Annotated in this window: 25 protein-coding genes; 15 read left to right on the top strand and 10 right to left on the bottom strand. The window is 67.9% G+C overall.

Annotated elements, in window-relative coordinates; all coding sequences use genetic code 11:
• Positions 1-12: 12 nt before the first annotated feature.
• Positions 13-1,272, top strand: coding sequence for a threonine ammonia-lyase (locus tag Q8M82_RS12980; protein WP_305691765.1), 1,260 nt, complete (start codon positions 13-15; stop codon positions 1,270-1,272).
• Between the two features lie 56 nt (positions 1,273-1,328).
• Entirely contained in the window at positions 1,329-1,802 is a 474-nt protein-coding gene (locus Q8M82_RS12975; RefSeq protein WP_305691764.1) for an RDD family protein, read from the top strand.
• Between the two features lie 30 nt (positions 1,803-1,832).
• Here the strand turns inward: Q8M82_RS12975 and Q8M82_RS12970 are convergent, their stop codons facing one another.
• Both Q8M82_RS12970 and Q8M82_RS12965 read right to left on the bottom strand, forming a co-directional pair.
• Positions 1,833-2,072: a ribbon-helix-helix domain-containing protein gene (locus Q8M82_RS12970; protein WP_305691763.1), complete on the bottom strand. Its 240-nt coding sequence runs from the start codon at positions 2,070-2,072 to the stop codon at positions 1,833-1,835.
• Complete coding sequence (locus Q8M82_RS12965) at positions 2,069-2,491, bottom strand: putative toxin-antitoxin system toxin component, PIN family (RefSeq protein ID WP_305691762.1); 423 nt, start codon at positions 2,489-2,491, stop codon at positions 2,069-2,071. The genes Q8M82_RS12970 and Q8M82_RS12965 overlap by 4 nt, the downstream gene beginning before the upstream one ends.
• 136 nt (positions 2,492-2,627) lie before the next feature.
• Here Q8M82_RS12965 and Q8M82_RS12960 point away from each other — a divergent pair, with 136 nt between their 5' ends.
• From Q8M82_RS12960 to Q8M82_RS12945, 4 genes are all read left to right on the top strand, one after another.
• Positions 2,628-3,374 carry an arginyltransferase gene (locus tag Q8M82_RS12960; protein WP_305691761.1) on the top strand — a complete coding sequence of 249 codons (747 nt, stop codon included), beginning with the start codon at positions 2,628-2,630 and terminating at the stop codon, positions 3,372-3,374.
• Positions 3,375-3,541: 167 nt separating this feature from the next.
• Positions 3,542-4,567: a DUF2336 domain-containing protein gene (locus Q8M82_RS12955; protein ID WP_305691760.1), complete on the top strand. Its 1,026-nt coding sequence runs from the start codon at positions 3,542-3,544 to the stop codon at positions 4,565-4,567.
• Between the two features lie 99 nt (positions 4,568-4,666).
• A complete protein-coding gene (locus Q8M82_RS12950; protein ID WP_305691759.1) occupies positions 4,667-5,692 on the top strand; it encodes a DUF2336 domain-containing protein in 1,026 nt (341 codons plus the stop codon).
• Between the two features lie 87 nt (positions 5,693-5,779).
• Positions 5,780-6,385: an outer membrane protein gene (locus Q8M82_RS12945; RefSeq protein WP_305691758.1), complete on the top strand. Its 606-nt coding sequence runs from the start codon at positions 5,780-5,782 to the stop codon at positions 6,383-6,385.
• Positions 6,386-6,538: 153 nt separating this feature from the next.
• On the opposite strand, the gene parC is transcribed toward Q8M82_RS12945, so the two are convergent.
• Positions 6,539-8,785, bottom strand: a complete 2,247-nt coding sequence (gene parC / locus Q8M82_RS12940; protein ID WP_305691757.1) for a DNA topoisomerase IV subunit A — start codon at positions 8,783-8,785, stop codon at positions 6,539-6,541.
• 131 nt (positions 8,786-8,916) lie between these two features.
• Here parC and Q8M82_RS12935 point away from each other — a divergent pair, with 131 nt between their 5' ends.
• Entirely contained in the window at positions 8,917-9,708 is a 792-nt protein-coding gene (locus Q8M82_RS12935; protein WP_305691756.1) for a DUF1003 domain-containing protein, read from the top strand.
• Here the strand turns inward: Q8M82_RS12935 and recO are convergent.
• Complete coding sequence (gene recO, locus Q8M82_RS12930) at positions 9,615-10,358, bottom strand: DNA repair protein RecO (RefSeq protein ID WP_305691755.1); 744 nt, start codon at positions 10,356-10,358, stop codon at positions 9,615-9,617. The two genes, Q8M82_RS12935 and recO, sit on opposite strands and share 94 nt — an antisense overlap.
• A 182-nt stretch (positions 10,359-10,540) precedes the next feature.
• A complete protein-coding gene (locus tag Q8M82_RS12925; protein WP_305691754.1) occupies positions 10,541-10,924 on the bottom strand; it encodes a tautomerase family protein in 384 nt (127 codons plus the stop codon).
• Positions 10,925-11,039: 115 nt separating this feature from the next.
• Here Q8M82_RS12925 and Q8M82_RS12920 point away from each other — a divergent pair, with 115 nt between their 5' ends.
• A complete protein-coding gene (locus Q8M82_RS12920) occupies positions 11,040-11,885 on the top strand; it encodes a LysR family transcriptional regulator (protein ID WP_305691753.1) in 846 nt (281 codons plus the stop codon).
• Between the two features lie 3 nt (positions 11,886-11,888).
• Here Q8M82_RS12920 and Q8M82_RS12915 read toward each other — a convergent pair whose 3' ends face one another.
• From Q8M82_RS12915 to Q8M82_RS12905, 3 genes are all read right to left on the bottom strand, one after another.
• Positions 11,889-14,123, bottom strand: a complete 2,235-nt coding sequence (locus Q8M82_RS12915) for a RelA/SpoT family protein (protein WP_305691806.1) — start codon at positions 14,121-14,123, stop codon at positions 11,889-11,891.
• A 167-nt stretch (positions 14,124-14,290) separates the two neighbouring features.
• On the bottom strand, positions 14,291-14,683 hold the full coding sequence (gene rpoZ / locus Q8M82_RS12910) for a DNA-directed RNA polymerase subunit omega (RefSeq protein WP_069054763.1): 393 nt from the start codon (positions 14,681-14,683) through the stop codon (positions 14,291-14,293).
• 102 nt (positions 14,684-14,785) lie between these two features.
• Positions 14,786-16,486, bottom strand: coding sequence for an ATP-binding protein (locus Q8M82_RS12905; RefSeq protein WP_371126343.1), 1,701 nt, complete (start codon positions 16,484-16,486; stop codon positions 14,786-14,788).
• 237 nt (positions 16,487-16,723) lie between these two features.
• Between Q8M82_RS12905 and Q8M82_RS12900 the strand changes: the two genes are divergently transcribed.
• Positions 16,724-17,473, top strand: coding sequence for a pyridoxine 5'-phosphate synthase (locus Q8M82_RS12900; RefSeq protein ID WP_305691752.1), 750 nt, complete (start codon positions 16,724-16,726; stop codon positions 17,471-17,473).
• Between the two features lie 9 nt (positions 17,474-17,482).
• Positions 17,483-17,890 carry a holo-ACP synthase gene (gene acpS, locus Q8M82_RS12895; RefSeq protein ID WP_305691751.1) on the top strand — a complete coding sequence of 136 codons (408 nt, stop codon included), beginning with the start codon at positions 17,483-17,485 and terminating at the stop codon, positions 17,888-17,890.
• Between the two features lie 15 nt (positions 17,891-17,905).
• Here acpS and aqpZ read toward each other — a convergent pair whose 3' ends face one another.
• A complete protein-coding gene (gene aqpZ / locus Q8M82_RS12890) occupies positions 17,906-18,631 on the bottom strand; it encodes an aquaporin Z (protein ID WP_305691750.1) in 726 nt (241 codons plus the stop codon).
• A 47-nt stretch (positions 18,632-18,678) separates the two neighbouring features.
• Positions 18,679-19,716 carry a sensor histidine kinase gene (locus Q8M82_RS12885; protein WP_305691749.1) on the bottom strand — a complete coding sequence of 346 codons (1,038 nt, stop codon included), beginning with the start codon at positions 19,714-19,716 and terminating at the stop codon, positions 18,679-18,681.
• Between the two features lie 249 nt (positions 19,717-19,965).
• Here Q8M82_RS12885 and lepB point away from each other — a divergent pair, with 249 nt between their 5' ends.
• From lepB to Q8M82_RS12860, 5 genes are all read left to right on the top strand, one after another.
• Positions 19,966-20,733 carry a signal peptidase I gene (gene lepB, locus Q8M82_RS12880; RefSeq protein ID WP_305691748.1) on the top strand — a complete coding sequence of 256 codons (768 nt, stop codon included), beginning with the start codon at positions 19,966-19,968 and terminating at the stop codon, positions 20,731-20,733.
• A 30-nt stretch (positions 20,734-20,763) separates the two neighbouring features.
• Positions 20,764-21,495 (top strand): ribonuclease III, encoded by a 732-nt coding sequence (rnc, locus tag Q8M82_RS12875; protein ID WP_305691747.1) that lies wholly within the window; start codon positions 20,764-20,766, stop codon positions 21,493-21,495.
• Complete coding sequence (era, locus tag Q8M82_RS12870) at positions 21,488-22,414, top strand: GTPase Era (RefSeq protein ID WP_305691746.1); 927 nt, start codon at positions 21,488-21,490, stop codon at positions 22,412-22,414. Before rnc ends, era begins: the two co-directional genes overlap by 8 nt.
• Before the next feature lie 316 nt (positions 22,415-22,730).
• Positions 22,731-23,315, top strand: coding sequence for an orotate phosphoribosyltransferase (gene pyrE, locus Q8M82_RS12865; RefSeq protein ID WP_305691745.1), 585 nt, complete (start codon positions 22,731-22,733; stop codon positions 23,313-23,315).
• A 141-nt stretch (positions 23,316-23,456) separates the two neighbouring features.
• Positions 23,457-24,089, top strand: a complete 633-nt coding sequence (locus Q8M82_RS12860) for a LabA-like NYN domain-containing protein (RefSeq protein ID WP_305691744.1) — start codon at positions 23,457-23,459, stop codon at positions 24,087-24,089.
• The last annotated feature ends 341 nt before the right edge of the window (positions 24,090-24,430 follow it).

Raw genomic sequence — 24,430 nt, 5'->3', positions numbered from 1 at the left:
GACTCCCCCATCATGAGCGAGCCTTTCACCATCACGCCCGCCGATGTCGAGGCAGCGGCCCGGCGCATCGAGGGGCATGTGCTGCGGACCCCGCTGGTGCCGGCGCCGCGCCTCTCCGACCTCACGGGCGCGACCGTGCTGGTCAAGCACGAGAACATGCAGGCGACCGCTTCCTTCAAGGAGCGCGGCGCGGTCAACAAGCTGCTGACGCTGGACGAGGACGAGCGCGAGCGCGGCGTCATCGCCATGTCGGCCGGCAACCACGCCCAGGCGGTGGCCTATCACGCGCGGCGTTTCGGCATTCCGGCGACGATCGTGATGCCGGAGACGACGCCGCTGGTGAAGGTCGAGAATACGCGCTCGCATGGCGCACGCGTCGTGCTGCACGGCGAGACGCTGTACGAATCCGCGCAGAAGGCGCGTGAACTCGCGGGGGCCGAGGAACTGGTCTTCGTGCATCCCTATGACGACCCCGCGGTGATGGCGGGCCAGGGCACGATCGCCCATGAGATGCTGGAGGACGATCCCGATCTGGAGGTGCTGATCATTCCGCTCGGCGGCGGCGGGCTGATGGCGGGCAATGCGGTCGCCGCCAAGGCGCTGAAGCCGTCGATCGAGCTGATCGGGGTGGAGGCGGCGCTCTACCCCTCCTTCTTCAACGCCATCAATGCCGACGACCTGCCCGTCGGCGGGCCGACTCTGGCGGAGGGCATCGCGGTCAAGACGGTCGGCGTCCAGACCCTGCCGATCGTCTCCAGCCTGGTTTCCGACATCGTGCTGGTCGGCGAGGATCTGATCGAGCGCGCCGTCTATGCCTATGCGAGTCTTCAACACAGTCTCGCAGAAGGCGCCGGCGCGGCCGGGCTCGCCGCCATGCTGAAGGAGCCGGGGCGCTATGCCGGGCGCAAGGTCGGGCTGTTGCTCTGCGGCGGCAATATCGACACCCGCCTGCTGGCCGCGATCATGGTGCGCGAGCTCGAGCGCGAGGACCGCATCGTCGCCTTCCGCCTCACCACGGCCGACCGGCCGGGCCTGCTCGGCAAGGTCGCGAGCCTGCTCGGCGAGCAGGGCGCCAACATCCTCGAGGTCAGCCATGGCCGGCTCTTCCTCGACGTGCCGGCGAAGGGCGTGACGCTCGACGTCACCGTCGAGACCCGCGGCAGCGCCCACTCGGCCGCGATCGAAGCCGCCCTGCGCGAGAGCGGCTTCGCGCCCCATCGCGTGCTGCCGCGCGGGCTCGCCGGCCGCGACCTTGCGGAACCGGGACGCTGACCAAACATTATGTCCAGGGCCGCACCGGCCCGGACGAGAACAGGATACGATTTCAGATGAGCGACACCCGCTACGGCCAGCCCCCGATCGTCGCGATGGGCGAGCGACCGGTCCAGGATGTCAGCGGCGTCCTGGGGTCGCGCATCTTCGCCTGGATCGGCGACATCATCATCCTCGCCATCCTCGGCACGCTGGTCTGGTTCGCGCTCGCGGTGCTCGGCATCGTCACCTTCGGCGCAACCTGGCTGCTGATCCCGATCGCCACGGTGGCGACCGCCCTTGGCTACGCCGCGCTGACGATCGGCGGCCCGCGCCAGGCGACCTGGGGCATGCGGATGGCCGGCCTGCGCGTCGAGACCGCCACCGGGGGCCGGCCGGACGGGCTGGCGGCCGCGGTGCACGCCCTGCTCTTCTACGTCGCGGCCTCGACGGTAGCTCTCTGGGTTCTCGACATCCTTTGCGGCATCGTCCGCAGCGACCGGCGGCTCGGACACGATTTGCTCACCGGGCTCGTGGTGGTGCGGGCCTGACGTCAGGGCGGCAGGCGCGGCAAGCGCCTGTCACCGCCTCCCCGATCGAGTGGGCGTGGCTTCGGCGTCCAGTCGATCAAGCACGGCCATGGCCGCTTCGATATCGCCCGTCGCGGCGACGCTACGGAAATGGTTTTCGGTGTCCCACGCCGCCAACGCCTGCGCACTCAGCTGCTCGACCAGCTTGTTGACGCTAAGCCCCCGGCTCTGCGCGAGCGACTTGAGCCGCGATGCCGTTTCCTCCGGTAGCCTGATAGTCATGACCGTCATCGTTTCACCTCCAGGAACTGAGCGGGTGTGAGGATGGCGAGCCGTCCGAAGCGCAGCTCACCGCGCCCGATATCTCGCAGGTTGTGTGTAATGATAGCGGAAGCGCCCCCTGCAATCGCCAGTTCGATCAGATGATTGTCCGCTTCGTCGGGCAAATTCGGACGCCACCCGAAGTAGATCGTGACCCATCGCCCTCTCTTTGCCAGCGCCGCAAGGACTTGGTCGCGCTCCTGCGGCGTGGTGAGATCGCTCCAGACCGGGCGAGAGAGCAGATCGCGATATTCGAGCCAAAGGGCATTCCCGAACAGCGGCTCGACCTCCCCCTGCAGCGCGGCGCGCAGAACAGCACGCGAAGCACCGCCCTCCGACCGCAGGCCGGATACGAATACATTGGTATCGATCACGATCGCGATCTTCATGATAGCATATATGCCGTCAGATCGACGGCGATCAAGATGTGGCGCGCCAAGCCGCTGCGCATCCGCAGCCGGGCCTTGTTGCCGACGAGGCTGCTGCTAAACTCCGGTTCGACCCCGATGCCGGAGCGAACCTGACGTGACGCGCCCGTTGCGGGATGCCCCGCAATTCTACCTGACGTCGCCGACGCCGTGCCCCTATCTGCCCGGGCGCGAAGAGCGCAAGGTGTTCACGCATCTCGTCGGCGCCCGCGCCCGCGATCTGAACGACGTGCTCAGCCATGGCGGCTTCCGGCGCTCACAGAGCATCGCCTATCGCCCGGCCTGCGAGACCTGCCGGTCCTGCATTTCCGTGCGCGTCCTGGTCGATGACTTCCGGCCCTCACGAAGCTTCCGCAAGGTGATGTCCCACAACAGCGACCTCGTCGGCGAGTGGCTGTCGCCCCGGCCCCGCTCCGAGCATTACTCGCTGTTTCGGACCTATCTCGACGAGCGCCATCCCGATGGCGGGATGGCGACGATGTCGGCGCTGGATTTCGCGATGATGGTCGAGGACACCCATGTCGAGACCGCCCTGATCGAGTATCGCCGCCGCGGCCCCGACAGCGGCTTCACCGGCCGCGGCCAGGGCGATCTCTTCGCGATGGCGCTGACGGATACGCTGAGCGACGGGCTCTCGATGGTCTACTCCGTGTTCGACCCGTCGCTGGAGGCGCGCTCGCTCGGCACCTTCATGGTGCTGGACCATATCGAGCGGGCCAGGCGGCTGCGCCTGCCTTACGTCTATCTCGGCTACTGGGTCGAGGGCTCGCCGAAGATGGCCTACAAGGAGCGCTTCCTGCCCCAGGAACGATTGCTGCCGCAGGGCTGGGAACGCTTCGGCTGAAGCCACGCCGGAACCGCCGGGACAGTTCGCCGCCGAAGCCGTTGACGCTGCGGCAATAGGTTTTGTTCATACCAATCCCCGACAATGGTTTTCGCGGTCGCCGGGCTGCGTCACATTGGCCGCCGCCCAGCGGGGCGGCCGACCATGAGAAAGGCTTTGGGGGCGTCATGCTGCACTCCCTGTTCAAACTCGCCGCGGAGACCTCGTCCGACGCACGCCGGAAGCTGCTTCAGGCGGTGACGGACCTGTTTTTCTGCGATCCGGAGCCGACGGGGCTGTCGAAGCACCATTACGGCGAGATCGCGTTGCGCGCCCTGCCTCATCTCGACCCTCAGGCGCGGCAAGGCTATGCCGACGAGGTCGCGGCCGAGCCCAATTTGCCGCGCAGCGTCGCCAATGCGCTCGCCGGCGATCCGGACGGCGAGGTGGCGCGGCTGGTGCTGCGGCTGTCTCCCGTGCTGACCGACCGCGACCTCGCCGCCATCGCGCTGAACCAATCCCAGGACCATCTCGCCGCCATCGCCGAGCGCGTCCGGCTGTCTGAACACATCACCGACATTCTTGTCGAGCGCGGCGACAACGACGTGCTCAAGACCGTGGGCGGCAACGAGGGCGCCGCCTTCACCGAAGAGGGTTTCGAGAAGCTGCTCGACCGCGGCCGCGAGGAAGCCGCGATCCCGCTCGCGGTCGCCGTTCGCTCCGACCTGAGCGAGGTTCGCGCCGAACGGGTGCTGCGCGTTCTGGCAGAGCTCGGCGAGCAGGGTGATATCGACATCGCCTCGGACAGCGAAGCGGCCGCCATCGCGCGGCTGGTGCGGCGCCAGCGGCTCGAGGTCAACCAGCTCATCGGCGATCTCAAGGGCGGGACGCGTCCGCTCGACGATGTCGTGATCATGCTGGCCGAGGAAGACCGTGCCTACCATCTCGCCCAGGTCCTGGCGCGCGTCTCCGACATCAGCGTCGAGCAGGTGCTGCGCGCCTTGCTGCGGCGGGACGTCAGCGGGATCGCTCTGGCCTGTCGCGCCCTCGATATCGGCATCCCCGGTTTCGCGGCCGTGCTGGCGTTGCGGGCGCGGCGCCTGATGTTCGCCAACAAGGACACGGATGAGGATCTGCGGCGCTACGCCCAGATCGAGCCCGCGGCCGCCACGCGCGGCATGCGCTTCATCCGAATGAAGGCCCGCGTCGCCTGACCGAGATCGCCAGATAACCCGGTTTACGCGTGGTGATCTTAATCAAAGGTCAAGCCCTAGGCGCTATGATGGGCTCCTGACCTGTCGCCGGACCGCCCCATGCTCAGCGCCCTCTCCCGAATGCCTGCCGAAATGTCGTCGGAAAGCCGGCGGCAACTGCTGAACGCGGTCACCGACCTGTTCCTGCTCGACGAGAGCCCCAACGAGGCGTCGCAGTCGCATTACGGCGACATCGCGCTGAAATCGCTGCCCCATCTGGAGACCGAGGCGCGGCGCGACTATGCCGACCGTGTCGCCGAGACGCCGACCCTGCCGCGCGACGTCGCCGTATCGCTCGCGTCCGATCCGGACGCGGATGTGGCGCGCCTCGTGCTCAAGCTCTCCCCGGTGCTGACGGACACCGATCTCGCCGCGATCGCGGTGACGCAGTCGCAGCGCCATCTCGTGGCGATCGCGGAACGCGCGCGCCTGTCCGAAGGCGTCACCGACATCCTGGTCGAGCGCGGCGACCGCGATGTGCTGCACACCGTCAGCGCGAACGAGGGCGCGAGCCTCTCGGAAAAGGGCTTCGACCGGCTGATCGAGCGCGGCGGGCAGGACGGCCAGATCGGCCTCGCCCTCTCCTCGCGCTCAGACCTGACGCCGAACCGCGCCGAGCGCGTCATGCGCATCGTCGAGCAGATGGGCGACGATGGCGGGCTCTGGAACAAGCCCTCCAGCGAGGCCCTGAGCCTGGCCCGCCAGGCGCGCCAGCAACGCCTGGAGATCAAGCTGCTGATGGCCGATCTCAGCGCCGGACGCCGTCCGCTCGACGAGATCGTCGCGATGCTGGCCGAGGAGGACCGCGCCTTCCATCTCGCCCTCGTCTTCGCGCAGGTCGCCAGCCTCAGCACCGACCAGGCGCTGCGCGTGCTGATGCAGCGAGAGGCCAGCGGCATCGCCGTCACCTGCCGCGCGCTCGGCATCTCGACGGACGCCTTCGGCGCCGTGCTGCGCCTGCGCGGACGGCGGATGATGTTCGCCAAGGCGGCGACCGAGGACGACCTGAAGGCCTATGCCGCGCTCGACCCGGCCACCGCCGAGCGGACGATGCGCTTCCTCAAGCTCAAGACCAAACTGTCCTGAACCACCCCGCAGCCACAAATCCGCGACATTCCGTCGGCCTGATGCTAGGCTCCTGTTCGGACCGGCTGTGACGAGGAACGTTTGACCGTGAGAGTGCCGCTTCTCTCCGCCGCAATCATCGGCGCCCTGCTCCTGCCGGGCGCGGCCCGCGCCCAGTCCTGGCTGCCCTTCGACGGCTTCGCTCCGCTGCCCTCCTTCGCCTGGTCGGAGCCGACCGTGGCACCCGGCGGCGTGCGCTGGGAGGGCTCCTATGCCCGGATCTCGACGGGCTTCAACGTCACCAGCTCGAAGCGCTTCGGCAGCAGCGCCGGCCCGACCTTCGGGCTCGAGGCGGGCGTGATGAAGCGCGAGGGCAATTTCGTCTACGGCATCGTCGGCGCGCTCGACTACATGCCGAGCTTCGGCGGCGCGAACACGCCGGGCTTCGGCCAGGCCAGCTTCACGCGCGACTTCGCCGGCGCCTTCCAGATCAAGACCGGCGTGCTGGTGACGCCCGAGGTACTGCTCTACACCAAGGTCGGCATGGCCGCCGCCAACGAGACCTACCGCTATGGCGCGACGCCCTGGTCGGCACCGTTCTCGCGCAGCGACATCGCGCTGCGGCCCGAGGCCCGCGCCGGCGTCGAATGGGCGGTGACCAACAATCTCACGCTCGGCCTCGAAGTCGGCGTCGTCGGCCAGAGCATCCGCTGAGAGTTTGATTCAGGCGGTTGCGGGGCTGAATCCGCCGCCGGACGCAAGTGATTGATCACGCTTGTCATTCTCGGGCTTGACCCGAGAATATCATGATCAGAGACCTCTGGTTGGAGAGATGCTCGGGTCGAGCCCGACCGTGACGGCGAGCCATTACCCCCCGAACTTGTTGTTCTTCGGGAAGCCCTTGGGCGGCAGGCGGCCGGCTTCGCCGCGGTGGCCGAGCCATTCCAGCAGTTCGCTCTGCGCCACGGTCCAGGTCCGGCCCGAGGTGTCGCGCCAGGTCAGGCCGTCGGCCAGCCTGAAGGTCTTGGCGTCGGAGACGCCGCCATCCTTGTAGCGTTGCAGCCGCACGCCCTTGCCGCGGCTCATCTCCGCCACTTCCGAGAGCGGGAAGCAGTTGAGCTTGCGGTTCTGGCCGATGATCGCGACATGGTCGCCCTCGGCCGGCGTCGCCAGCAGCGCCTCGACGGGCATGTCGACATTGAGCACCTGCCGGCCCTTGCGGGTGTTGGCGACGACGTCGTCGGCCGGGGCGACGAAGCCGCGCCCGTCCGTCGTCACCATCAGGAGCTTGAGGCCCGGCCGGTAGGGGAAGGCCTCGACGATCTCGGCATGTTCCTCGAGGTCGATCATCAGGCGGATCGGATCGCCGAAGCCGCGCCCGCCGGGCAGCTTGGCGGCCTCCAGCGTGAAGACCTTGCCGTTGGTGGCGAGCACCAGGATCTTCGCCGTCGTCTCGGTGAAGAAGGCGGTCTTGAGACCGTCATCGCCCTTGAAGGTCAGGGTCGACTGGTCCTGGACATGGCCTTTCAGCGCGCGGATCCAGCCCTTCTTCGAGATCACCACGGTCACCGGCTCGCGCTCGACCATCGCCTGGGTCAGGTCGATGTCGGTGGTGTCGGGCATGTCGGCGAAGGTGGTTCGGCGCTTGCCGATCGCCGTCTCCGGGCCGAAGAGCTTCTTCACCTGGCGAATATCGTGCTGGATCAGCTTCCACTGCACCGGTTCCGAGGCGAGAAGCTCCTCGATCTGGCCCTTCTCCTTGGTCAGCTCGTCGAGCTCGGTCTTCAGCGCCATCTCCTCGAGCTTGCGCAGGGCGCGCAGGCGGGTGTCGAGGATGGCGTTGGCCTGGACCTCGTTGAGCTCGAAAACGCGCATCAGCTCGGTCTTCGGCTCGTCCTCCTCGCGGATGATCTTGATGACGCGATCGAGGTCGAGATAGACGATCAGCAAGCCGCGCAGGATCTCGAGCCGCTTCTCGATCTGGCCGAGCCGGAAGCGGGAGCGCCGCAGCAGCACGTCGCGGCGGTGGTCGAGCCAGGCGCGCAGCGCTTCGTTGAGGCCGAGCACGCGCGGGACGAGCCCGCCGGTCAGCACGTTCATGTTCATCGAAATGCGCGATTCCAGCTCGGTCAGCCGGAAGAGCGATTCCATCATCAGCGCCGGATCGACATTGCGGGCGCGTGGCTCGATGACGACGCGGATGTCCTCCGCCGATTCGTCGCGGATGTCGCCGACGAGCGGCAGCTTCTTGTCGTTCAGGAGTTCGGCGATCTTCTCGATCAGCCGCCCCTTCTGGACCATGTAGGGGATTTCGGTGACGACGACCTGCCAGGTGCCGCGGCCGAGATCCTCCGCCGTCCAGCGCGCGCGGGTGCGGAAGGCGCCACGCCCCGTGCGGTAGGTCTCGGCCATCGAGGCCCTGGTTTCGACGATGATGCCGCCGGTCGGGAAATCCGGCCCCTGCACGAAGGTCATCAGCTGCTCGGAGGAGGTCTCCGGATGCTGGATCAGATAGAGCGCCGCATCGCAGAGTTCGGCGGCGTTGTGCGGCGGGATCGAGGTCGCCATGCCGACCGCGATGCCCTGCGAGCCGTTCGCCAGCAGGTTCGGGAAGGCGGCGGGGAGCACGATCGGCTCCTCGTCCTCGCCATTATAGGTCTCGCGAAAATCGACCGCGTCCTCGTCGATGCCGTCGAGCAGCAGGCGCGCGACCTCGGTCATGCGCGCTTCGGTGTAGCGATAGGCGGCGGCGTTATCGCCGTCTATATTGCCGAAGTTGCCCTGCCCGTCGACGAGCGGGTAGCGCTGGGCGAAATCCTGCGCGAGCCGCACCAGCGCGTCATAGACCGACTGGTCGCCATGCGGGTGGAACTTGCCGATCACGTCGCCGACGATGCGGGCGCATTTCTTGTGGACCTGGCCGGGGTCGAGCCGCAGCAGGCGCATTGCGTGGATGATGCGCCGGTGCACGGGCTTCAGCCCATCGCGGGCATCCGGCAGGGCGCGGTGCATGATGGTGGAGAGCGCATAGGCGAGATAGCGCTCCTCGAGCGCCGCCTTCAGGTCGATGCGCTCGGATTCCTGCTCCGGCGGCGGATCGACCGGCTTCCCCATGGCGTGCTGACCCCCAATACGATTTCGTCCGCGCCTCTATCGCACGGCCCGATTCGCCCCGCTAGAACGATGGCGGGCGAGACAGTGCGACGCAATCGACCGGCGAGCGCCCCAACCCGATGGAGAGCCGCATGACGAGCCACGAGCCCAGCGCGGACGATGCCGTCTGCGCACTGACCGGGCGCACGCTGCCGCGGCGCCATCTCATCGGCCTCGACGCGCTGCGACCGGCGCTGGCCGATGCGATCCGGCGCGACCACCCCGATCTCCCGGCCCATGCGCTTGTCTCGCAGGATGCCGTCGCAACCTATCGCTCGCGCTATGTCAATGCGCTGCTCGCCAGCGAGCGCGGCGAGCTGACCGAGCTCGACCGGCAGGTGGCGGAAAGCCTCGCCTCCTCCGAGCTGATCACCAGCAACACCGATGACGAGATCGACCGCGACCGGACCTTCGGGCAGCGCCTGGCCGACCATGTCGCGAGCTTCGGCGGGAGCTGGGCCTTCCTGATCTCGTTTGGCGTCGTCATCGCCTTCTGGATGACGATCAATGTCGCCGGCGCGACTGTGTTCGACCCCTACCCCTTCATCCTGCTCAATCTCGTTTTGTCCTGCGTCGCCGCCGTGCAGGCGCCCGTCATCATGATGAGCCAGCAGCGCCAGGAGGCGAAGGACCGCGCCCGCTCGCGCAACGACTACCAGGTCAATCTCAAGGCCGAGCTTGAGATCCGGCATCTGCACGAGAAAATGGACCATCTCGTCAACCGGCAATGGCAGCGCCTCGCCGAAATCCAGGAGGTGCAGATCGAGCTGCTGCAGGAGTTGCGCAGCGCTCAAGCCTCGGACGCGAGCGAGGCGCGTACGGCGAGTTCGACCAGCCGCGCCCGCTCGGGCGGCTCGGCCAAGCCCCGCGGCTCCAAGACATAGCGGCGCAGGAAGAAGCCCGTCAGGGAAAAGCCGGCCGCGAGATCGGCGGCGGAGGGCTGGCGGGCGCCCTGCCCCTCGCTCAGGAAGGGCGGCAGGGCGAGCAGCCGGTCGCGATAGGGTTCCGCTTCCTTGCGGCTGACGGCCTTGCCGGATTTCGGCGAGACATGACTGAGATCGTCGAGCGAGCCGGTGACGGCGCAGCGCGTCAGATCGAGCCCGAAGCCGAGTTCGGACAGCATCGCGACCTCGAAGCGCACCACCAACGCCGGCGCCAGACCCGGCTCGTGCAGATGCTCGACCATCACCGAGAGCGCCTCATGCAGGCCGGGATGGGGATCGCGTTCGGGCAGCAGGCGCAGGAGGGCCGAAATGGTGGCGAGCCCGTAAAGCGCCACCGGCGCCTCGATCAGCCGCGCCGCATGGGAGGCCAGCAGCTCGACCTTGTATTCGCCGAGATGCTCGTCGAGCCGCGCCCGCCAGGTCAGCGCGACGGCGTTGCCAGGCTGAAGCACAGGCTGCTGCTTCGCCGAGCGCCCGCCACGGACGAGGCCGAGATGGCGGCCATGGTCACGGGTCATCACCTCCAGGATCACGGCGCTTTCGCCATGGCGCCTGACGCCGATGATCGTGCCCTCGTCGCTCCACTCCATGGGATCGGTTTAGGGCGGCTCGCGCGAGGCTGCAATTTCACGCGCAACGTCATCCCGGCCGCAGCGAAGCGGTGCGCCGGGATCCATCAGAGGGCTGCGACGCCCTATGATGGATTCCGGAACTGCGCGGCTTCGCCGCTTGTCCGGAATGACGGCGTGGTTGGCGAGTACAATCACAACGCTCACGCCACATACTGCGCCACGCCGCCCCCAAACGACCAGTCCTCGCGCTTGACCTCGATGAGGTTGATGAAGACGTCGTCCGGCTTCAGCCCCGGCTCCTTGGCGAGATTGGCGGCGATGGCGGCAAAGAGGGCCTTTTTTTGGGTGACGCCCCGGGTATTGGCGACCGTGATCTGGATGATCACCAGCCCCGCCGACCGCTCGAAGCCGAAGAAATTGGCGTCGAAGACAAACTCCTCGGCCTCATGCTGGTGGACGACCGCGAAGAGGTCGTTCTCCGGAACCTCGAAGGTCGTGCGAAGGGCGCGATAGACGCCGTCGATGATGGCCGCGGGATGGGAGGCGGGGCGCCCGCGGCGCAGCGAAATCCGGATCAGGGGCATTAGAGGTCTCCGTTGGCACAGCGGCAGTCCCGCCGGTGAGGAAGACCCTAGCTTGCGTGAAGCATCCTGAAACCGTATCGAATATGATATCAGCGATATCGATTGAGGATCACTCATGCTCGCCGCGCTCGATCCCGACGCCGTCGCCGCCTTCCTGCGGACGGCCGATCTCGCCAGCTTCACCCGGGCGGCCGAGGCGCTGGGCACGACGCAGTCGCTGGTGAGCACGCGCATCCGGCGGCTGGAGGAGCGGCTCGGCAAGGTGCTGCTGCAGCGCCATCCGCGGCTCGTGCGGCTGACGGCGGAGGGCGAGCGCTTCCTGCCCGCGGCGCGCGAATTGATGGCGGCGCAGGGCAAGGCGCTCTCGGTCTTCGCGACAGTGCCGGAGCGCATCGCGATCGGGATCAGCGAGCAGGCGGTCGGCGCCGAGATTCCCGTGGTGCTGGCACGGCTGGCGGCTGCCCATCCGGACGTCGTGATCACACTGCGGATCGAGCCGTCGCGGGCGCTGGAGGCCGCCTTCGAGCGCGGCGAACTCGACGTCGCGGTCATCCGCCGTCTGGCCGCCGGCCGCAGCGGTGAGGTGCTTCGGGAGGACACGTTCGGCTGGTTCGCCGCGCCGCGGCTGGTCCGGCGGCGCGACGAGGCGCTGCCGCTGGTCAGCCTGATGCCAGATTGCTGGCTGCGCCAGCACGGCATGGCGGCGCTCGACCGGGCCGGGCTTGCCTGGCGCGAGGCCTTCATCGGCGGCGGCATGGCGGCCGTCCTGGCGGCGGTCGCGGGCGGGCTCGGCGTCTCGCCGCTGGCCGCAAGGCTGGCGCCGACGGGGACGGCAGATGTCGGCCCGGAGTGGGGGCTACCCGATCTCGGCACCTCCTGCGTCGTGCTGCGCAGCCAAGTGGCGACGCCGGGCGCCACCGCCTTCGTGCGAGAACTCGCCGCGGCCTTCCGGGCCGGCTGACGCCTAGCCGACCACCCGTTCGACCCGGCTGATCACCCGCTTCTCGCGCAATTCGCTGATGATCGCGCTGAGATGCTTCAGGTCCCACACCGTCAGGTCGATGGTGACGTTGGTGAAGTCCGGGTTCGGGCGGTGCATCGCTACCGCGTCGATGTTGCCGTCATGCTCGGCGATGGTGGTGGTGATCTGGGCGAGCGAGCCGGGCTCGTTGATCGAGTTCAGCGCGATCCGCGCCGGGAAGCGCTGCGGCGTCTTGTCGTCGAGGTCCCAGCGCACGTCGAGCCAGCGCTCGGGCTCGTTGTCGAAGGCCGCCAGCGCCGAGGACTGGATCGGGTAGATCGTCACCCCCTCGCCCGGCGTCAGGATGCCGACGATGCGGTCTCCCGGCACCGCCCCGCCATTGGGCGCGAAGCGCACCGGCAGATCGCCGCCGAGGCCGCGGATCGGGATCGCGTTGTCGCCGGAGACGTCGTCGCCCGTCCCCTCGCCCGGCAGCTTGAACTTCAGGTTCTCGCCCTGGCGCAGCTCGAACCAGCCCTTGCCATTGCCGGTGCCGGCCCCGGCCGCCTTGGGGTCGGGCGCGGCGCGCTTTTCGGGCTCGAGGTCGGGATAGACCGCCTTGACCACGTCGCCGGAATACATCTCGCCGCGCCCGACCGCCGCGAGCACGTCGTCGACAGCATTGCGAGCGAGGCGTTTCAGCGCCGCCTTCAGCTTCTCGTCGCTGAAGGGACGGTCGGCCCGGCCGAAGGCGCGCTCCAGGATCTGCCGGCCGAGGCCGGAATATTGCCGGCGCACCGCGCTGCGGGTGGCGCGGCGGATCGCGGCGCGGGCCTTGCCGGTGACCACGAGGGATTCCCAGGCGGCCGGGGGCGTCTGACCCTCGGCGCGGGTGATCTCGACCTCGTCGCCATTGGCGAGCTCGGTCAGGAGCGGGGCGATGCGGCCGTTGATCTTGGCGCCGACGGCGCTGTTGCCGACATTGGTGTGGATCGCATAGGCGAAATCGATCGGCGTGGCGCCGCGCGGCAGCGCGATCAGCCGGCCCTTCGGCGTGAAGCAGAAGACCTGGTCGTGAAAGAGTTCGAGCTTGGTGTGCTCGAGGAACTCCTCCGGGCTGTCGCCCTCGGCGAGCAGGTCGACGGTGCGGCGCAGCCACTGATAGGCGCGGCTCTCGTCGGCATATTGCGCCAGCTCGGTGGTCCGCCCATCCTTGTAATGGGCATGTGCGGCGATGCCGAACTCGGCGATGCGGTCCATCGTGTCGGTGCGGATCTGCAGCTCGACGCGGCTGTGCCCGGGCCCGACCACGGTGGTGTGGATCGAGCGGTAGTCGTTCTGCTTGGGCGTCGAGATGTAGTCCTTGTAACGGCCGGGCACCATCGGCCAGGTCATGTGGACGATGCCGAGCACGCGGTAGCAATCCTCCGGCGTGGCGACGATCACGCGGAAGCCGAAGATGTCGGAGAGCTGCTCGAAGGAGATGGATTTGCGCTCCATCTTCTTCCAGATCGAATAGGGTCGCTTGCGCCGGCCCGAAACCTCGGCCTGGATGCCGCTGGCGGCGAGCTTGTCCTTGAGATCGCGCTCGATCTCGCCGATGACGTGGCCTTCGCGCTCCGTCACCTCCTCCAGCCGCTTGGTGACCGTGGCATGGGCCTCGGGCTTGATGTGGCGGAAGGCGAGTTCTTCCAGCTCCTCGCGCAGCTCCTGCATGCCCATGCGCCCGGCGAGCGGGGCGTAGATCTCGGCGGTTTCCTCGGCGATGCGCAGTCGCTTCTCGGGCGCCATGAAATGCAAGGTGCGCATGTTGTGGAGCCGGTCGGCGAGCTTGACCAGCAGCACGCGGACATCATCGACGATGGCGAGCAGGAGCTTTCGGAAATTCTCGCCCTGGGCGGCCTTCTTGGAAACGAGGTCGAGCTTCTTGATCTTGGTCAGCCCGTCCACCAGCCGGCGGATGTCGGGCCCGAACATGCTCTCGATCTCTTCGAGCGTGGCGGCCGTGTCCTCGACCGTGTCGTGCAGCACGGCTGCGACGATCGTCGCATCATCGAGCTTGAGATCGGTCAGGAGAGCCGCGACCTCGAGCGGATGGGCGAAGAACGGGTCGCCCGAGGCGCGCTTCTGCGTGCCATGGGCGCGCATGGCATAGACATAGGCCCGGTTGAGGAGGTCCTCGTCGGTGTTGGGATTGTAGCTTCGAACCCGGTCGACGAGTTCGTATTGCCGCATCATGCCCATGCGGGCCCTCTGTCACGCCTGCCTGATCTGGAATTGCCCAATATCGGGGCGGCGGAGGACGGCAGCAAGGCGTATTCCCGGATCGAGGCACGAAAAAGCCCGGCGGTGCCGGGCTTTAGCGGATTGGGTGAAGAGTTCGTTCAGAACCGGCCGGGCCAGGCTCAGTCCTCGTCGTCGGCGCTCTCGGTCGGCGGGACGAGGCCGTCGAGGCCGCGCAGCAGGTCGTCCTCGCTCATGCGGTCGAACTGGACCTCCGAATCGGGGGTCGAGGCACTCTGGCCGGGTGCGGCGAGCAGCGGCACGGTCTCGGCCTCGGGCTCGTCGACCTCGACATGCTTCTGCAGCGAGTGGATCAGGTCTTCCTTCAGATCCTCGGGCTTGAGCTTCTCGTCAGCGATCTCGCGCAGGGCGACGACGGGGTTCTTGTCGTTGTCGCGCGGCACCAGGATCGCCGAGCCCGACTGGATCATGCGCGCGCGATGGCTGGCGAGCAGGACCAGCTCGAAGCGGTTGTCGACCTTGTCGATGCAATCTTCAACGGTGACGCGAGCCATGGGCGGCTCCTTCTGATCTGTCGCGATGCAGGGAAATGGGTAGCGCGTGCCATTACAGGCAAAGCAGCGCGGATGCAAGATTGGCGTCGCCTGCGCGCCGGCTCAGCCGCGCATCCGCCGCACCATCTCGTCCAGCCCCGGCTCGCGCCGGCCATCGGCGCCGGTGACGAGGTCCATCGCCGGCAGTTCGTGCGGGGCGAGCTCGGCGAAGCGCATGCGCATCGTCGTGGCGACGCCCTCGCCGAAGGCGATCGCCTCGCGGTTGCCGACCGAGGAGAGGAATTTCAGCGTGCTGGCGGAGGCGTCCGAAATGGCGGAGCGGATGATCTGCTGGTCGACCTCGTTGGCCAGCCGCATGGCGAAGATCGTCGAGCATTGCGAGAGGATGGTGGGGTCGAGTTCGCCGGGGCGCTGCGTCACCACGCCGAGATAGGCGCCGTATTTGCGGCCCTCCTTGGCGATGCGGGCGATGGCCTGGCGCGTCGGCAGAAAGCCGAGCGAGGGATCGGCGGGCACGTAGCGATGGGCCTCCTCGCAGAGCAGGAGGATCTCGTAAGTGCCCTGGCTCGCCATGGCGAGGTCGAAGGAGAGCCGTGCCAGCACGGAGGCGACCGCATCGACGACCTCGGACGGCAGCCCCCCGAGCTGGAAGACCGTGATCGGGCGGCCGTGATGCGGCACGCGGAAGATCTGCGCGACGACCGGCGCCATGGTCTCCATCATGTTGGCGCGGGCGAACATGAACTGGTAGCGCGGGTCGTTGTGCAGGGTCTCGAGCCGGACCTTCAGCGAGCGCAGCGAGGCGTGCGGCCAGCGCTTCTCGTGCAGGCCGATGAACTCGTCGATGATCGCGATGGCGTCGATGATCCGGTAGGGCGTCGGCATGTCGCTGGCGTTGCCGGTCCCATCCTCCCGTCGGCCGAGGCCGGCGTCGAGCGGCCGCTTGAGCAGGGTGGAGTTGAGATCGCGCATGGTGTTGCGGGAGTTGCCGGCGCGATAGCGCTCGCGCGCGCCCATCACGACCTCGCGCAGGATGTCTGCCTCCTCGTCGAAGGCGCTCCGGCCACGGAAGACGACCTCGGCAAACTCCTCGAGCTTGAACATCCAGAACGGCAGGTCGAGCGCCTCGGCGTCGATCGCGAGCGCCCGGTCGGGAAAGGCGGCGGCGTATTCGTTGTGCGGGTCGAGGATGAGGACGCGCAACCGCGGGCGGGCGGCGATCGCGCGCCGCAGCAGCAGCGAGACGGCGCTCGATTTGCCGACGCCGGTTGTGCCGACCAGAGCGAAATGCCGCGCCAGCATGTCGTCGATACAGACCGTCGCGGGGATCGTCGGGTCCTGTGTCAGCGTGCCGATGGCGACGCCCTTGCGGGTGCCGAGATCATGGACGAGGGCGAGGTCTCCGGCGCGGATGCGGTGCGCGACGGCGCCGATCGGCGGATAGGTCGAGATGCCGCTCTGGAAGCTGGTGCGGCCATCGGCCGACTCCGTGACTTCGCCCAGCAACTCGACCTGGACATGGATGGCGTTGTCGGCGCCCTCGTCCCAGACGGCGTTCACCGCCGACATCTCGTAGACCAGGCCGACGATGCGGGTGCGGCCGAGATTGATCGAGATCATCCGCCCGACGGTCCAGGATTCCGGGCCGAGCCGGGCCATCCCGGCCACCGTGCTGGCGATGGTCGCCCGCGAGCCGTCGCAGGTGACGACGCGGCCGAGGGAGCGATCGGCATCCTGCGCGTGATCGCGCCGGTCACGCGTCACCTCGGTCTCGAACATTCCCGACTTTACGGCAAGCTGCACGATACGCGCCCCACGACATTCAAACCCCCGCGTTTCACGGTAGAGTCGAGTCTTTACGATTGCCTTATTGGAGGCCGGGCGCTCGGCTGCTCTGAGGACGCGGTTACCGAAGCGCGAAGGTCGCGACGCCAATCCTCGCGACCCATCATTTTTCGTGGGGTCGGCCGTGACAATGCGTGTCTTGAGACAGCGGCGCATTGTCGTCTATGCACGCCCGGTCCCGAGGAGAGTTGACCCATGGCGAACCGGCTGCGACTGGGCGTGAACATCGATCACGTCGCGACGGTGCGCAATGCGCGTGGCGGCGCCCTTCCCGACCCGGTGCGGGCCGCGCATCAGGCGGTCGCGGCGGGCGCGGACGGCATCACCGCGCATCTGCGCGAGGACCGGCGCCATATCCGCGACGCCGACATGGCCCGCCTCGCCACCGAGCTGACCAAGCCGCTGAATTTCGAGATGGCCGCAACCGAGGAGATGATCGCGCTGGCCGAGCGGCTGAAGCCGCATGCCGCCTGCCTCGTTCCCGAGAAGCGCGAGGAGCGCACCACCGAGGGTGGCCTCGACATCGTCGGCCAGGAGGCGGCGCTGCAACCCGCCATCGCGCGGTTGAAGGCGGCCGGCTGCCGGGTCTCGCTCTTCATCGAGGCGGACGAGGCGCCGATCGCCATGGCGGCGAAGCTCGGCGCACCGGTGATCGAGCTGCATACCGGGACGTGGTGCCACGCCGTCGCCGACGGCCATGCGGAGAAGGCGCAGGCCGAGTTCGCGCGCCTCGCGAAGGGCGCGGCCTTCGCCGCCTCGCTCGGTCTCGAGGTCCATGCCGGGCACGGGCTCGACTACAAGACGGCGCGGCAGCTCGCGGCGGTGCCGGAGCTCGTCGAGTTCAACATCGGCCATTTCCTGATGGGCGAGGCGATCTTCATCGGCCTCGACGCCGCCCTCCTGCGGATGCGGCAGGCGATGGACGAGGGGCGCGCCGCGACGTAAGTCTCGCGCATGATCCTCGGCATCGGCTCCGATCTCTGCGACATCGACCGCATCCAGAAATCGCTGGACCGGTTCGGCGAGCGCTTCACCCACCGCATCTTCACCGAGGGCGAGCGCGCCAAGTCGGAGCGGCGGGCGACGCGCGCGGCCTCCTATGCGCGGCGCTTCGCCGCCAAGGAGGCCTGCTCCAAGGCGCTCGGCACGGGGCTGCGCGCCGGCGTGTTCTGGCGCGACATGGAGGTCGTCAACCTGCCCGGCGGCCGGCCGACGCTGCGGCTGACCGGAGGCGCCGCCGCGAGGCTCAAGGCGATGACGCCGCCCGGGCACGAGGCCTTCGTGCATGTCTCGATGACCGATGATCCGCCGATGGCGCAGGCCTTCGTGGTGATCGAGGCGCGCCCGCTGTCGGGCGGCTGAGGCCCGCGCCGCGGCCTACTCCGCCGGCACAGTTCCGACGACCTGACCGCTCGGCTCCTCGCTGAGCCAGCGATAAAGGATGCCGCCGAGCGCCCCGCCGATCAGCGGCGCGACCCAGAACAGCCAGAGCTGCCCCATCGCCCAGCCACCGACGAAGAGCGCCGGGCCGGTGCTGCGCGCCGGGTTCACGGAGGTGTTGGTGACCGGGATGCTGACGAGGTGGATCAGGCACAGGCCGAGCCCGATCGCCAGCGGCGCGAAGCCGGCCGGCGCCTTGCCATGGGTCGCGCCCATGATGATGAAGAGGAACATCATCGTCATCACGACTTCGGTGAGGAACCCGGCGAAGAGGCTGTACTTGCCCGGCGAGTGCTCGCCATAGCCGTTGGAGGCGAAGCCCTTGGCGAGGTCGAAGCCGGCCGCCCCGCTGGCGATGAGGTAGAGCACGCCCGCCGCGACGACGGCGCCGGCCACCTGCGCCACGACATAGGGCAGGATCTGGTTCGTCGGGAAGCGCCCGCCCGCCGCCAGGCCGACCGTCACCGCCGGGTTGAGATGGCAGCCCGAGATGTGGCCGATGGCATAGGCCATGGTCACGACGGTGAGGCCGAAGGCGAGCGAGACGCCGAGCAGGCCGATGCCGACCTGCGGGAAGCCCGCGGCGAGGACCGCGCTGCCGCAGCCCGCGAAGGTCAACCAGAAGGTGCCGATGGCTTCCGCCGCATATTTCCTGCCGTTCATGATGCCGTCTCCCCCGAGATGACGGCGATGGTGCGCGCGAGCTGCCTCTAGGTCAATCTCACGGTCGTCGTAGCTCCGAGCGGAAAGATGATGCGGGTCACCAGACCCGCGCCCGACTCCCGCGAGACGCTGCCCTTGAGCTGCTTGGCCAGCGCCTCGACGATGCGGTTGCCCAGGCCATGGCCAGGTACCGCATCGTCGGGAATCTTCGGCAGCCCGACGCCGTCATCGGCGATGGTGAGTTCGGCCTGACCGTCGTCGAGGCGACGCAGCGACACCGAGAGCCGGCCGGCGCGGCCGCCGGGAAAGGCGTGCTTCAACGAGTTGGTCACGACCTCCGAGACGAGCATGGAGATCGTCGTCAGCCTGCGGATATCGAAGGTCATCTCGGGGACGTCCACCACGCAGCCCACGCCCGGCAAACCGCTGGTCTCGACGATGTCGGCACAGAGATCCTGCAGATAGGCCCGGATCGGCAGATCGACCTGGTTGGGATCGTGCAGGCGCCGGTGAATCCGGGCCATGGTCTCGATGCGGTTGCGGGCATCGTCAAGGATAGCCGGAGCCGCAGCGGGATCGGCAGCAAGCCGCCGCCGCGACATGTTCAACAGGCTGGCGACGAAGGCCATGTTGTTGGCGACACGGTGCTGCAACTCCTCGAACATCGTTCCCTGCTGCTCGGCCAGCGCGTTCGAGACGCGCTTCTCGGCCTCCAGCCGTCGCATCGCGCGGGTCATCAGATGGATCAGCACGATGTCGACGGTGACGATGAAGACGTAGAAGCCCAGCGCAAAAGCGCTCTGCCGGTCGAGCGAGAAACCGTCGGGCGGGATGAACCAGTACCAGGCCGCCAGTCCGCACAGCAGCGCGCAGAGCGCGCCGGCCGCCGTGCCGCACAGAAAGCTCGTGATGATCACGGCAGGGAAGAAGGTCAGGAAGGGGTAGCCCAGCGGCAGCGTGCCCTCCAGCGCGAAACGGCCGAGCACCGCCGCGGCCGCGATGAAGCAGGCGAGCGCGATCCCGACCGCCGACCCGTCGAAGGGCTGCGGGCGGGAGAGGAATGGAGGCAGGTCGAAGGTCTTCACGGAATCCTGAACGGCTGGTCACTCGAACGGCAGGCGTCGCGCGTCGGGGCCACCCGAACCAGCGAGACACTGTCTTCCCTAGAACGGCTGGACGGAACATCCATGTCAAAAGACGTGTCGCATGTTAGATCACCCGGCCCGCCTCGCGTAAGCCCGGGCTGCGCCGTCCGCCCCCCTCCCGCGCGGCGTTGTCTGCCGGGCGACATTCCGCTAGACCGCCCGCTGGACCCCCGTCCCAGGAGCGCCCGCGTGGCCAACGACGTCGATTCAAAGAAGAAGACCGCCAAGGACGAGGGCGGCATCGTCGAGACCATCAAGGTCGTCGTGCAGGCGCTGCTGATCGCGCTGGTGATCCGGACGCTGCTGTTCCAGCCCTTCAACATTCCCTCGGGCTCGCTGATCCCGACGCTGCTGATCGGCGATTACCTCTTCGTCTCGAAATACACCTACGGCTATTCCAAGCACTCGATCCCGTTCAGCCCGCCGCTGTTCTCCGGCCGGGTCTGGGCGGCCGAGCCCAAGCGCGGCGACATCGCCGTGTTCAAGCTGCCGACCGACAATTCGACCGACTACATCAAGCGCGTCATCGGCCTGCCCGGCGAGCGCATCCAGATGATCGACGGCATCCTGCACATCAACAACCAGCCGGTGAAGCGCGAGCGCATCGCCGATTTCGTCACAACCGATAATTGGGGCCGCAGCGCGCCGGCGATCCAGTATCGCGAGACCCTGCCCAACGGCGTCTCGCACCAGATCATCGAGCGCGAGGGCGACCGGGGCAGCTTCGACAACACGCCCGTCTTCGTCGTGCCGCCCGGTCACTTCTTCATGATGGGCGACAACCGCGACAACTCGCTGGATTCGCGCGACCGCAGCGTCGGCTTCGTGCCCTTCGAGAATTTCGTCGGCCGGGCCGAGATCGTCTTCTTCTCGATCGAGGACGGTGCCTCCGCCTGGAAACTGTGGGAATGGCCCTGGACGGTGCGCTGGAACCGCCTGTTCAGCGCGATCAAGTGAACTGGATCTGCCGATGAGCGGAATCCGCACGTGAGCAAGGCCGGCGAGAACGGGCGCAAGCCGCCCGAGACCGCGCGCCTGCAGGCGACGCTCGGCCATGCCTTCCAGGACCAGGGACTGCTCAACACCGCCCTCACCCATATGAGCGCGGAGGGCCCGCGGCTGCAGAGCTACCAGCGGCTGGAGTTCTTGGGCGACCGGGTACTGGGGCTGTGCATCGCCGACATGCTGTTCGCCCGCTATCCGCTCGCCGCCGAGGGCGACATGTCGCGCCGGCTGGCGGACCTGGTGCGCAAGGAAACCTGCGCCGAGGTCGCGATCGCCTGGAATCTCGGCGCCTTCATGCGGCTGGGCGAGGGTGAGATCCTCGGCGGTGCCCGCAAGAACAAGGCGATCCTGGCCGATGCCTGCGAGGCGATCATCGGCGCCGTCTTCATCGACGGGGGCTACGAGGCGGCGCGTGCTCTGGTCGAACGGGCCTTTGGCGAGCGCCTGCTCAAGCCGGCGCGGCCGCTGCGCGACGCCAAGACGGCGCTGCAGGAATGGGCCCAGGGCCAGGGCTATCCGACACCGACCTATTCCGAGCGCGGCCGCTCCGGACCCGACCATGCCCCGATGTTCCGCGTCGCGGCGCGCATCACGGGCCTCGCCGATTCCGAGGCGCAGGGCCCGTCCAAAAGGCTGGCCGAGCAGGCCGCCGCCGAGGCCTTCCTGCGCCGCGAGGGGCTGTGGACCGAAACGATGGAGAGCGACCATGGCTGACGAGACGGGCGGCGCCCCCACCGGACCGACGCGGGCCGGCTTCGTCGCGCTGATCGGCGCGCCCAATGCCGGTAAGTCGACGCTGTTGAACCAGCTCGTCGGAGCCAAGGTCTCGATCGTCTCGCGCAAGGTGCAGACGACGCGCACCCAGGTGCGCGGCATCGCCATGTCGGGCGCGGCGCAGATCATCTTCGTCGACACGCCCGGCATTTTCCAGCCCAAGCGCCGGCTCGACCGCGCCATGGTGACGAGCGCCTGGGGCGGCGCCACCGATGCCGATTTGATCGGCGTGCTGATCGATGTCGAGCGCCACGACAACGAGGAGAACACGCGCCTGCTCGAGAAGCTCGCCGAGCTGAAGCAGCCGAAGTTCCTGATCCTCAACAAGATCGACACCATCGCCAAGGACAAGCTGCTCGAGATCACCGCCAAGGTGAACGCACAGGGCGCCTTCGAGACGACCTTCATGATCGCGGCGCTGACCGGCTACGGCGTCAAAGACATCCTGGCCTGGCTGGAGACGCGCCTGCCGCTCGGCCCCTGGCTCTATCCGGAGGACCAGATCTCGGATGCGCCGCTGCGCTTCCTCGCCGCCGAGATCACGCGCGAGAAGATCTTCGAGCGGCTGCATGACGAGCTGCCCTATCGCTCGACCGTCGAGACCGAGCAGTGGCAGCAGCGGCCCGACGGGTCCGTGCGCATCGAGCAGACGATCTATGTCGAGCGAGAGGGCCAGCGGAAGATCGTGCTCGGCGAAGGCGGCCAGACGATCAAGGCGATCGGCCAGAAGGCGCGCATCGAGATCGCGGAAGCCGCCGAGGCGACGGTGCATCTCTTCCTGTTCGTGAAGGTGCGCGAGAACTGGAGCGACGACCCGGCCCGCTATCGCGAGATGGGGCTCGAGTTCCCGAAGGGTTAGCTGGGAAGCTCGTCATGGTCGGGCTTGACCCGACCATCTCGGAACCCGGCGTCTTCTCGTCACGAGATTCTCGGGTCTGCGCTTCGCTCCGCCCGAGAATGACGGCACGTTGCTCAGCCCTCATCCTGAGGAGCCGCGGCACGCGGCGTCTCGAAGGATGCTCCCGATGCCTCTGGAGCCTCCGGGAGCATCCTTCGAGACGCGCCTTTGGCGCTCCTCAGGATGAGGGCTGTGAATGAGGGGCTCCTCGCGCCTTGCGCCCGCCCGTGATCCGACGCAAAGACGCCGCCGACCGTTCTGTTCAGGAGCCCATGCCATGACCAACGACGAGGTTCTCGCCGAATTCCGCGAGGCGGGTGCGCTGCTCGAGGGGCATTTCATCCTGTCGTCGGGCCGGCGCAGCGGCGTCTTCCTGCAGAAGATGTTCGTCTTCCAGGACCCGGTGCGCACCGAGCGGCTGTGCAAGGCGCTGGCGGCCAAGATCGAGGCGCGCTTCGGCACCATCGACTATGTCGTCTCGCCCGCGATCGGCGGCATCGTGCCGGGCTATGAGACCGCGCGGCACCTGCGCGCCAAGGCGGTCTTCGTCGAGCGCGAGGGCGGCAGCTTCAGACTGCGCCGCGGCTTCACCCTGCCGGCCGGGGCGCGCTGCGTCATCATCGAGGACATCATCACCACCGGGCTGTCGCTGCGCGAATGCCGCGACTCGGTGAAGGACGAGCCCGGCACGATCGTCGGCGCGGCCTGCCTGATCGACCGCTCGGCCGGCCGGGCCGAACTCGGCATGGAACTGGTCAGCCTGATGGAGTATGCCGTGCCGGACTATGCGCCCGATGCGCTGCCACCGGAGCTCGCAGCCATCCCCGCCATCAAGCCGGGCAGCCGCGGCTTGAGCGTCTGAGCCGCATCCGTTTTGCCGGCTGCGGCGAGGGGTCACAGCAAGGGGCGAGCGGCCGCCGACGATTTTTGCCGATCCGACATGGTTCGACCGTGTTTGCTTTTCATTTGAATTTTTGAAGCGATTTCAGACGGAGTGATTTCAATGGCCGCCGACCCGCGCATCGCGCTCTTCATCGATGGCGCCAATCTCTACGCGACCTCCAAGCAGCTCGGCTTCGACATGGATTACCGCCGGCTGCTGCGGGAGTTCCAGAGCCGCGGTAACCTCATCCGCGCCTTCTATTTCACCACGCTGATCGAGAGCGAGGAATATTCCTCGATCCGGCCGCTGGTCGACTGGCTCGATTACAATGGCTACCGCGTCATCACCAAGGCGGCCAAGGAGTTCACCGACGCCACCGGGCGCCGGCGGATCAAGGGCAATATGGACATCGAGCTGGCGATCGAGATGCTCGAACTCGCTGTTCATCTCGACCAGATCTACCTGTTCTCGGGCGATGGCGATTTCCGGCCCCTGGTCGAGGCGGTGCAGCGCAAGGGCGTGAAGGTCTCGGTGGTCTCAACCGTCTCGACCAGCCCGCCCATGGTCGCAGACGATCTGCGCCGGCAATGCGACGAGTTCATCGACCTCGCCCAGCTGATGCAGAAGATCGGCCGCGATCCCTCCGAGCGCAGTGCCCGCAGCGGCACCGCGGGCGCGCCGGTGACGCCCGGCAATCCTGGGCTGGAGCGGCGCTACGGCATCCGCCAGGGCGACGACCCCGCCGAAGGCTGAACCCTTTCGCACCGAAAGCCCCGGCCGGCTCACGCCGCGGGGTTTTCGGGCCGGCTCGCTCGATCTCTCTTTGCGGATCCGAGGGGATGCGCGGGACGGTGGTGGCGTCGCAGTCGACGGCTGCGTGCCGATGTCGATGTCGAATGTCGTGTCGAAGCAGCGCCAACAGCCGCCGCCCCGTCCCGCGCGCAGGTCTTTTGTGCCGACCAGATCGCCTTCTGGTTATCCGGGTCTCGGGTCGCGCGGCCTGACTCACCCGCGCGATGGCGATCTGCGCCTCCGCCGCCTTCGGCCCGCAACGGCCGCAAGCGACGAAACCCGCAAACCCCGCCCGGCCGCAC

Origin of the sequence: Allobosea sp. (genome assembly GCF_030694325.1) — a bacterium.
Lineage (GTDB): Bacteria > Pseudomonadota > Alphaproteobacteria > Rhizobiales > Beijerinckiaceae > Allobosea.
The sequence above is the reverse complement of the archived record's forward strand: the minus strand, read 5'-3'. Positions and strand labels throughout refer to the sequence as shown.

Bases quoted from the DNA above. Each gene is read 5' to 3' on its own strand.
- Q8M82_RS12980 (WP_305691765.1), top strand. From the start codon at position 13: ATGAGCGAGCCTTTCACCATCACGCCCGCCGATGTCGAGGCAGCGGCC.
- Q8M82_RS12975 (WP_305691764.1), top strand. From the start codon at position 1,329: ATGAGCGACACCCGCTACGGCCAGCCCCCGATCGTCGCGATGGGCGAG.
- Q8M82_RS12970 (WP_305691763.1), bottom strand. From the start codon at position 2,072: ATGACGGTCATGACTATCAGGCTACCGGAGGAAACGGCATCGCGGCTC.
- Q8M82_RS12965 (WP_305691762.1), bottom strand. From the start codon at position 2,491: ATGAAGATCGCGATCGTGATCGATACCAATGTATTCGTATCCGGCCTG.
- Q8M82_RS12955 (WP_305691760.1), top strand. From the start codon at position 3,542: ATGCTGCACTCCCTGTTCAAACTCGCCGCGGAGACCTCGTCCGACGCA.
- Q8M82_RS12950 (WP_305691759.1), top strand. From the start codon at position 4,667: ATGCTCAGCGCCCTCTCCCGAATGCCTGCCGAAATGTCGTCGGAAAGC.
- parC (WP_305691757.1), bottom strand. From the start codon at position 8,785: ATGGGGAAGCCGGTCGATCCGCCGCCGGAGCAGGAATCCGAGCGCATC.
- Q8M82_RS12935 (WP_305691756.1), top strand. From the start codon at position 8,917: ATGACGAGCCACGAGCCCAGCGCGGACGATGCCGTCTGCGCACTGACC.
- recO (WP_305691755.1), bottom strand. From the start codon at position 10,358: ATGGAGTGGAGCGACGAGGGCACGATCATCGGCGTCAGGCGCCATGGC.
- Q8M82_RS12925 (WP_305691754.1), bottom strand. From the start codon at position 10,924: ATGCCCCTGATCCGGATTTCGCTGCGCCGCGGGCGCCCCGCCTCCCAT.
- Q8M82_RS12920 (WP_305691753.1), top strand. From the start codon at position 11,040: ATGCTCGCCGCGCTCGATCCCGACGCCGTCGCCGCCTTCCTGCGGACG.
- Q8M82_RS12915 (WP_305691806.1), bottom strand. From the start codon at position 14,123: ATGATGCGGCAATACGAACTCGTCGACCGGGTTCGAAGCTACAATCCC.
- rpoZ (WP_069054763.1), bottom strand. From the start codon at position 14,683: ATGGCTCGCGTCACCGTTGAAGATTGCATCGACAAGGTCGACAACCGC.
- Q8M82_RS12900 (WP_305691752.1), top strand. From the start codon at position 16,724: ATGGCGAACCGGCTGCGACTGGGCGTGAACATCGATCACGTCGCGACG.
- acpS (WP_305691751.1), top strand. From the start codon at position 17,483: ATGATCCTCGGCATCGGCTCCGATCTCTGCGACATCGACCGCATCCAG.
- aqpZ (WP_305691750.1), bottom strand. From the start codon at position 18,631: ATGAACGGCAGGAAATATGCGGCGGAAGCCATCGGCACCTTCTGGTTG.
- era (WP_305691746.1), top strand. From the start codon at position 21,488: ATGGCTGACGAGACGGGCGGCGCCCCCACCGGACCGACGCGGGCCGGC.
- pyrE (WP_305691745.1), top strand. From the start codon at position 22,731: ATGACCAACGACGAGGTTCTCGCCGAATTCCGCGAGGCGGGTGCGCTG.
- Q8M82_RS12860 (WP_305691744.1), top strand. From the start codon at position 23,457: ATGGCCGCCGACCCGCGCATCGCGCTCTTCATCGATGGCGCCAATCTC.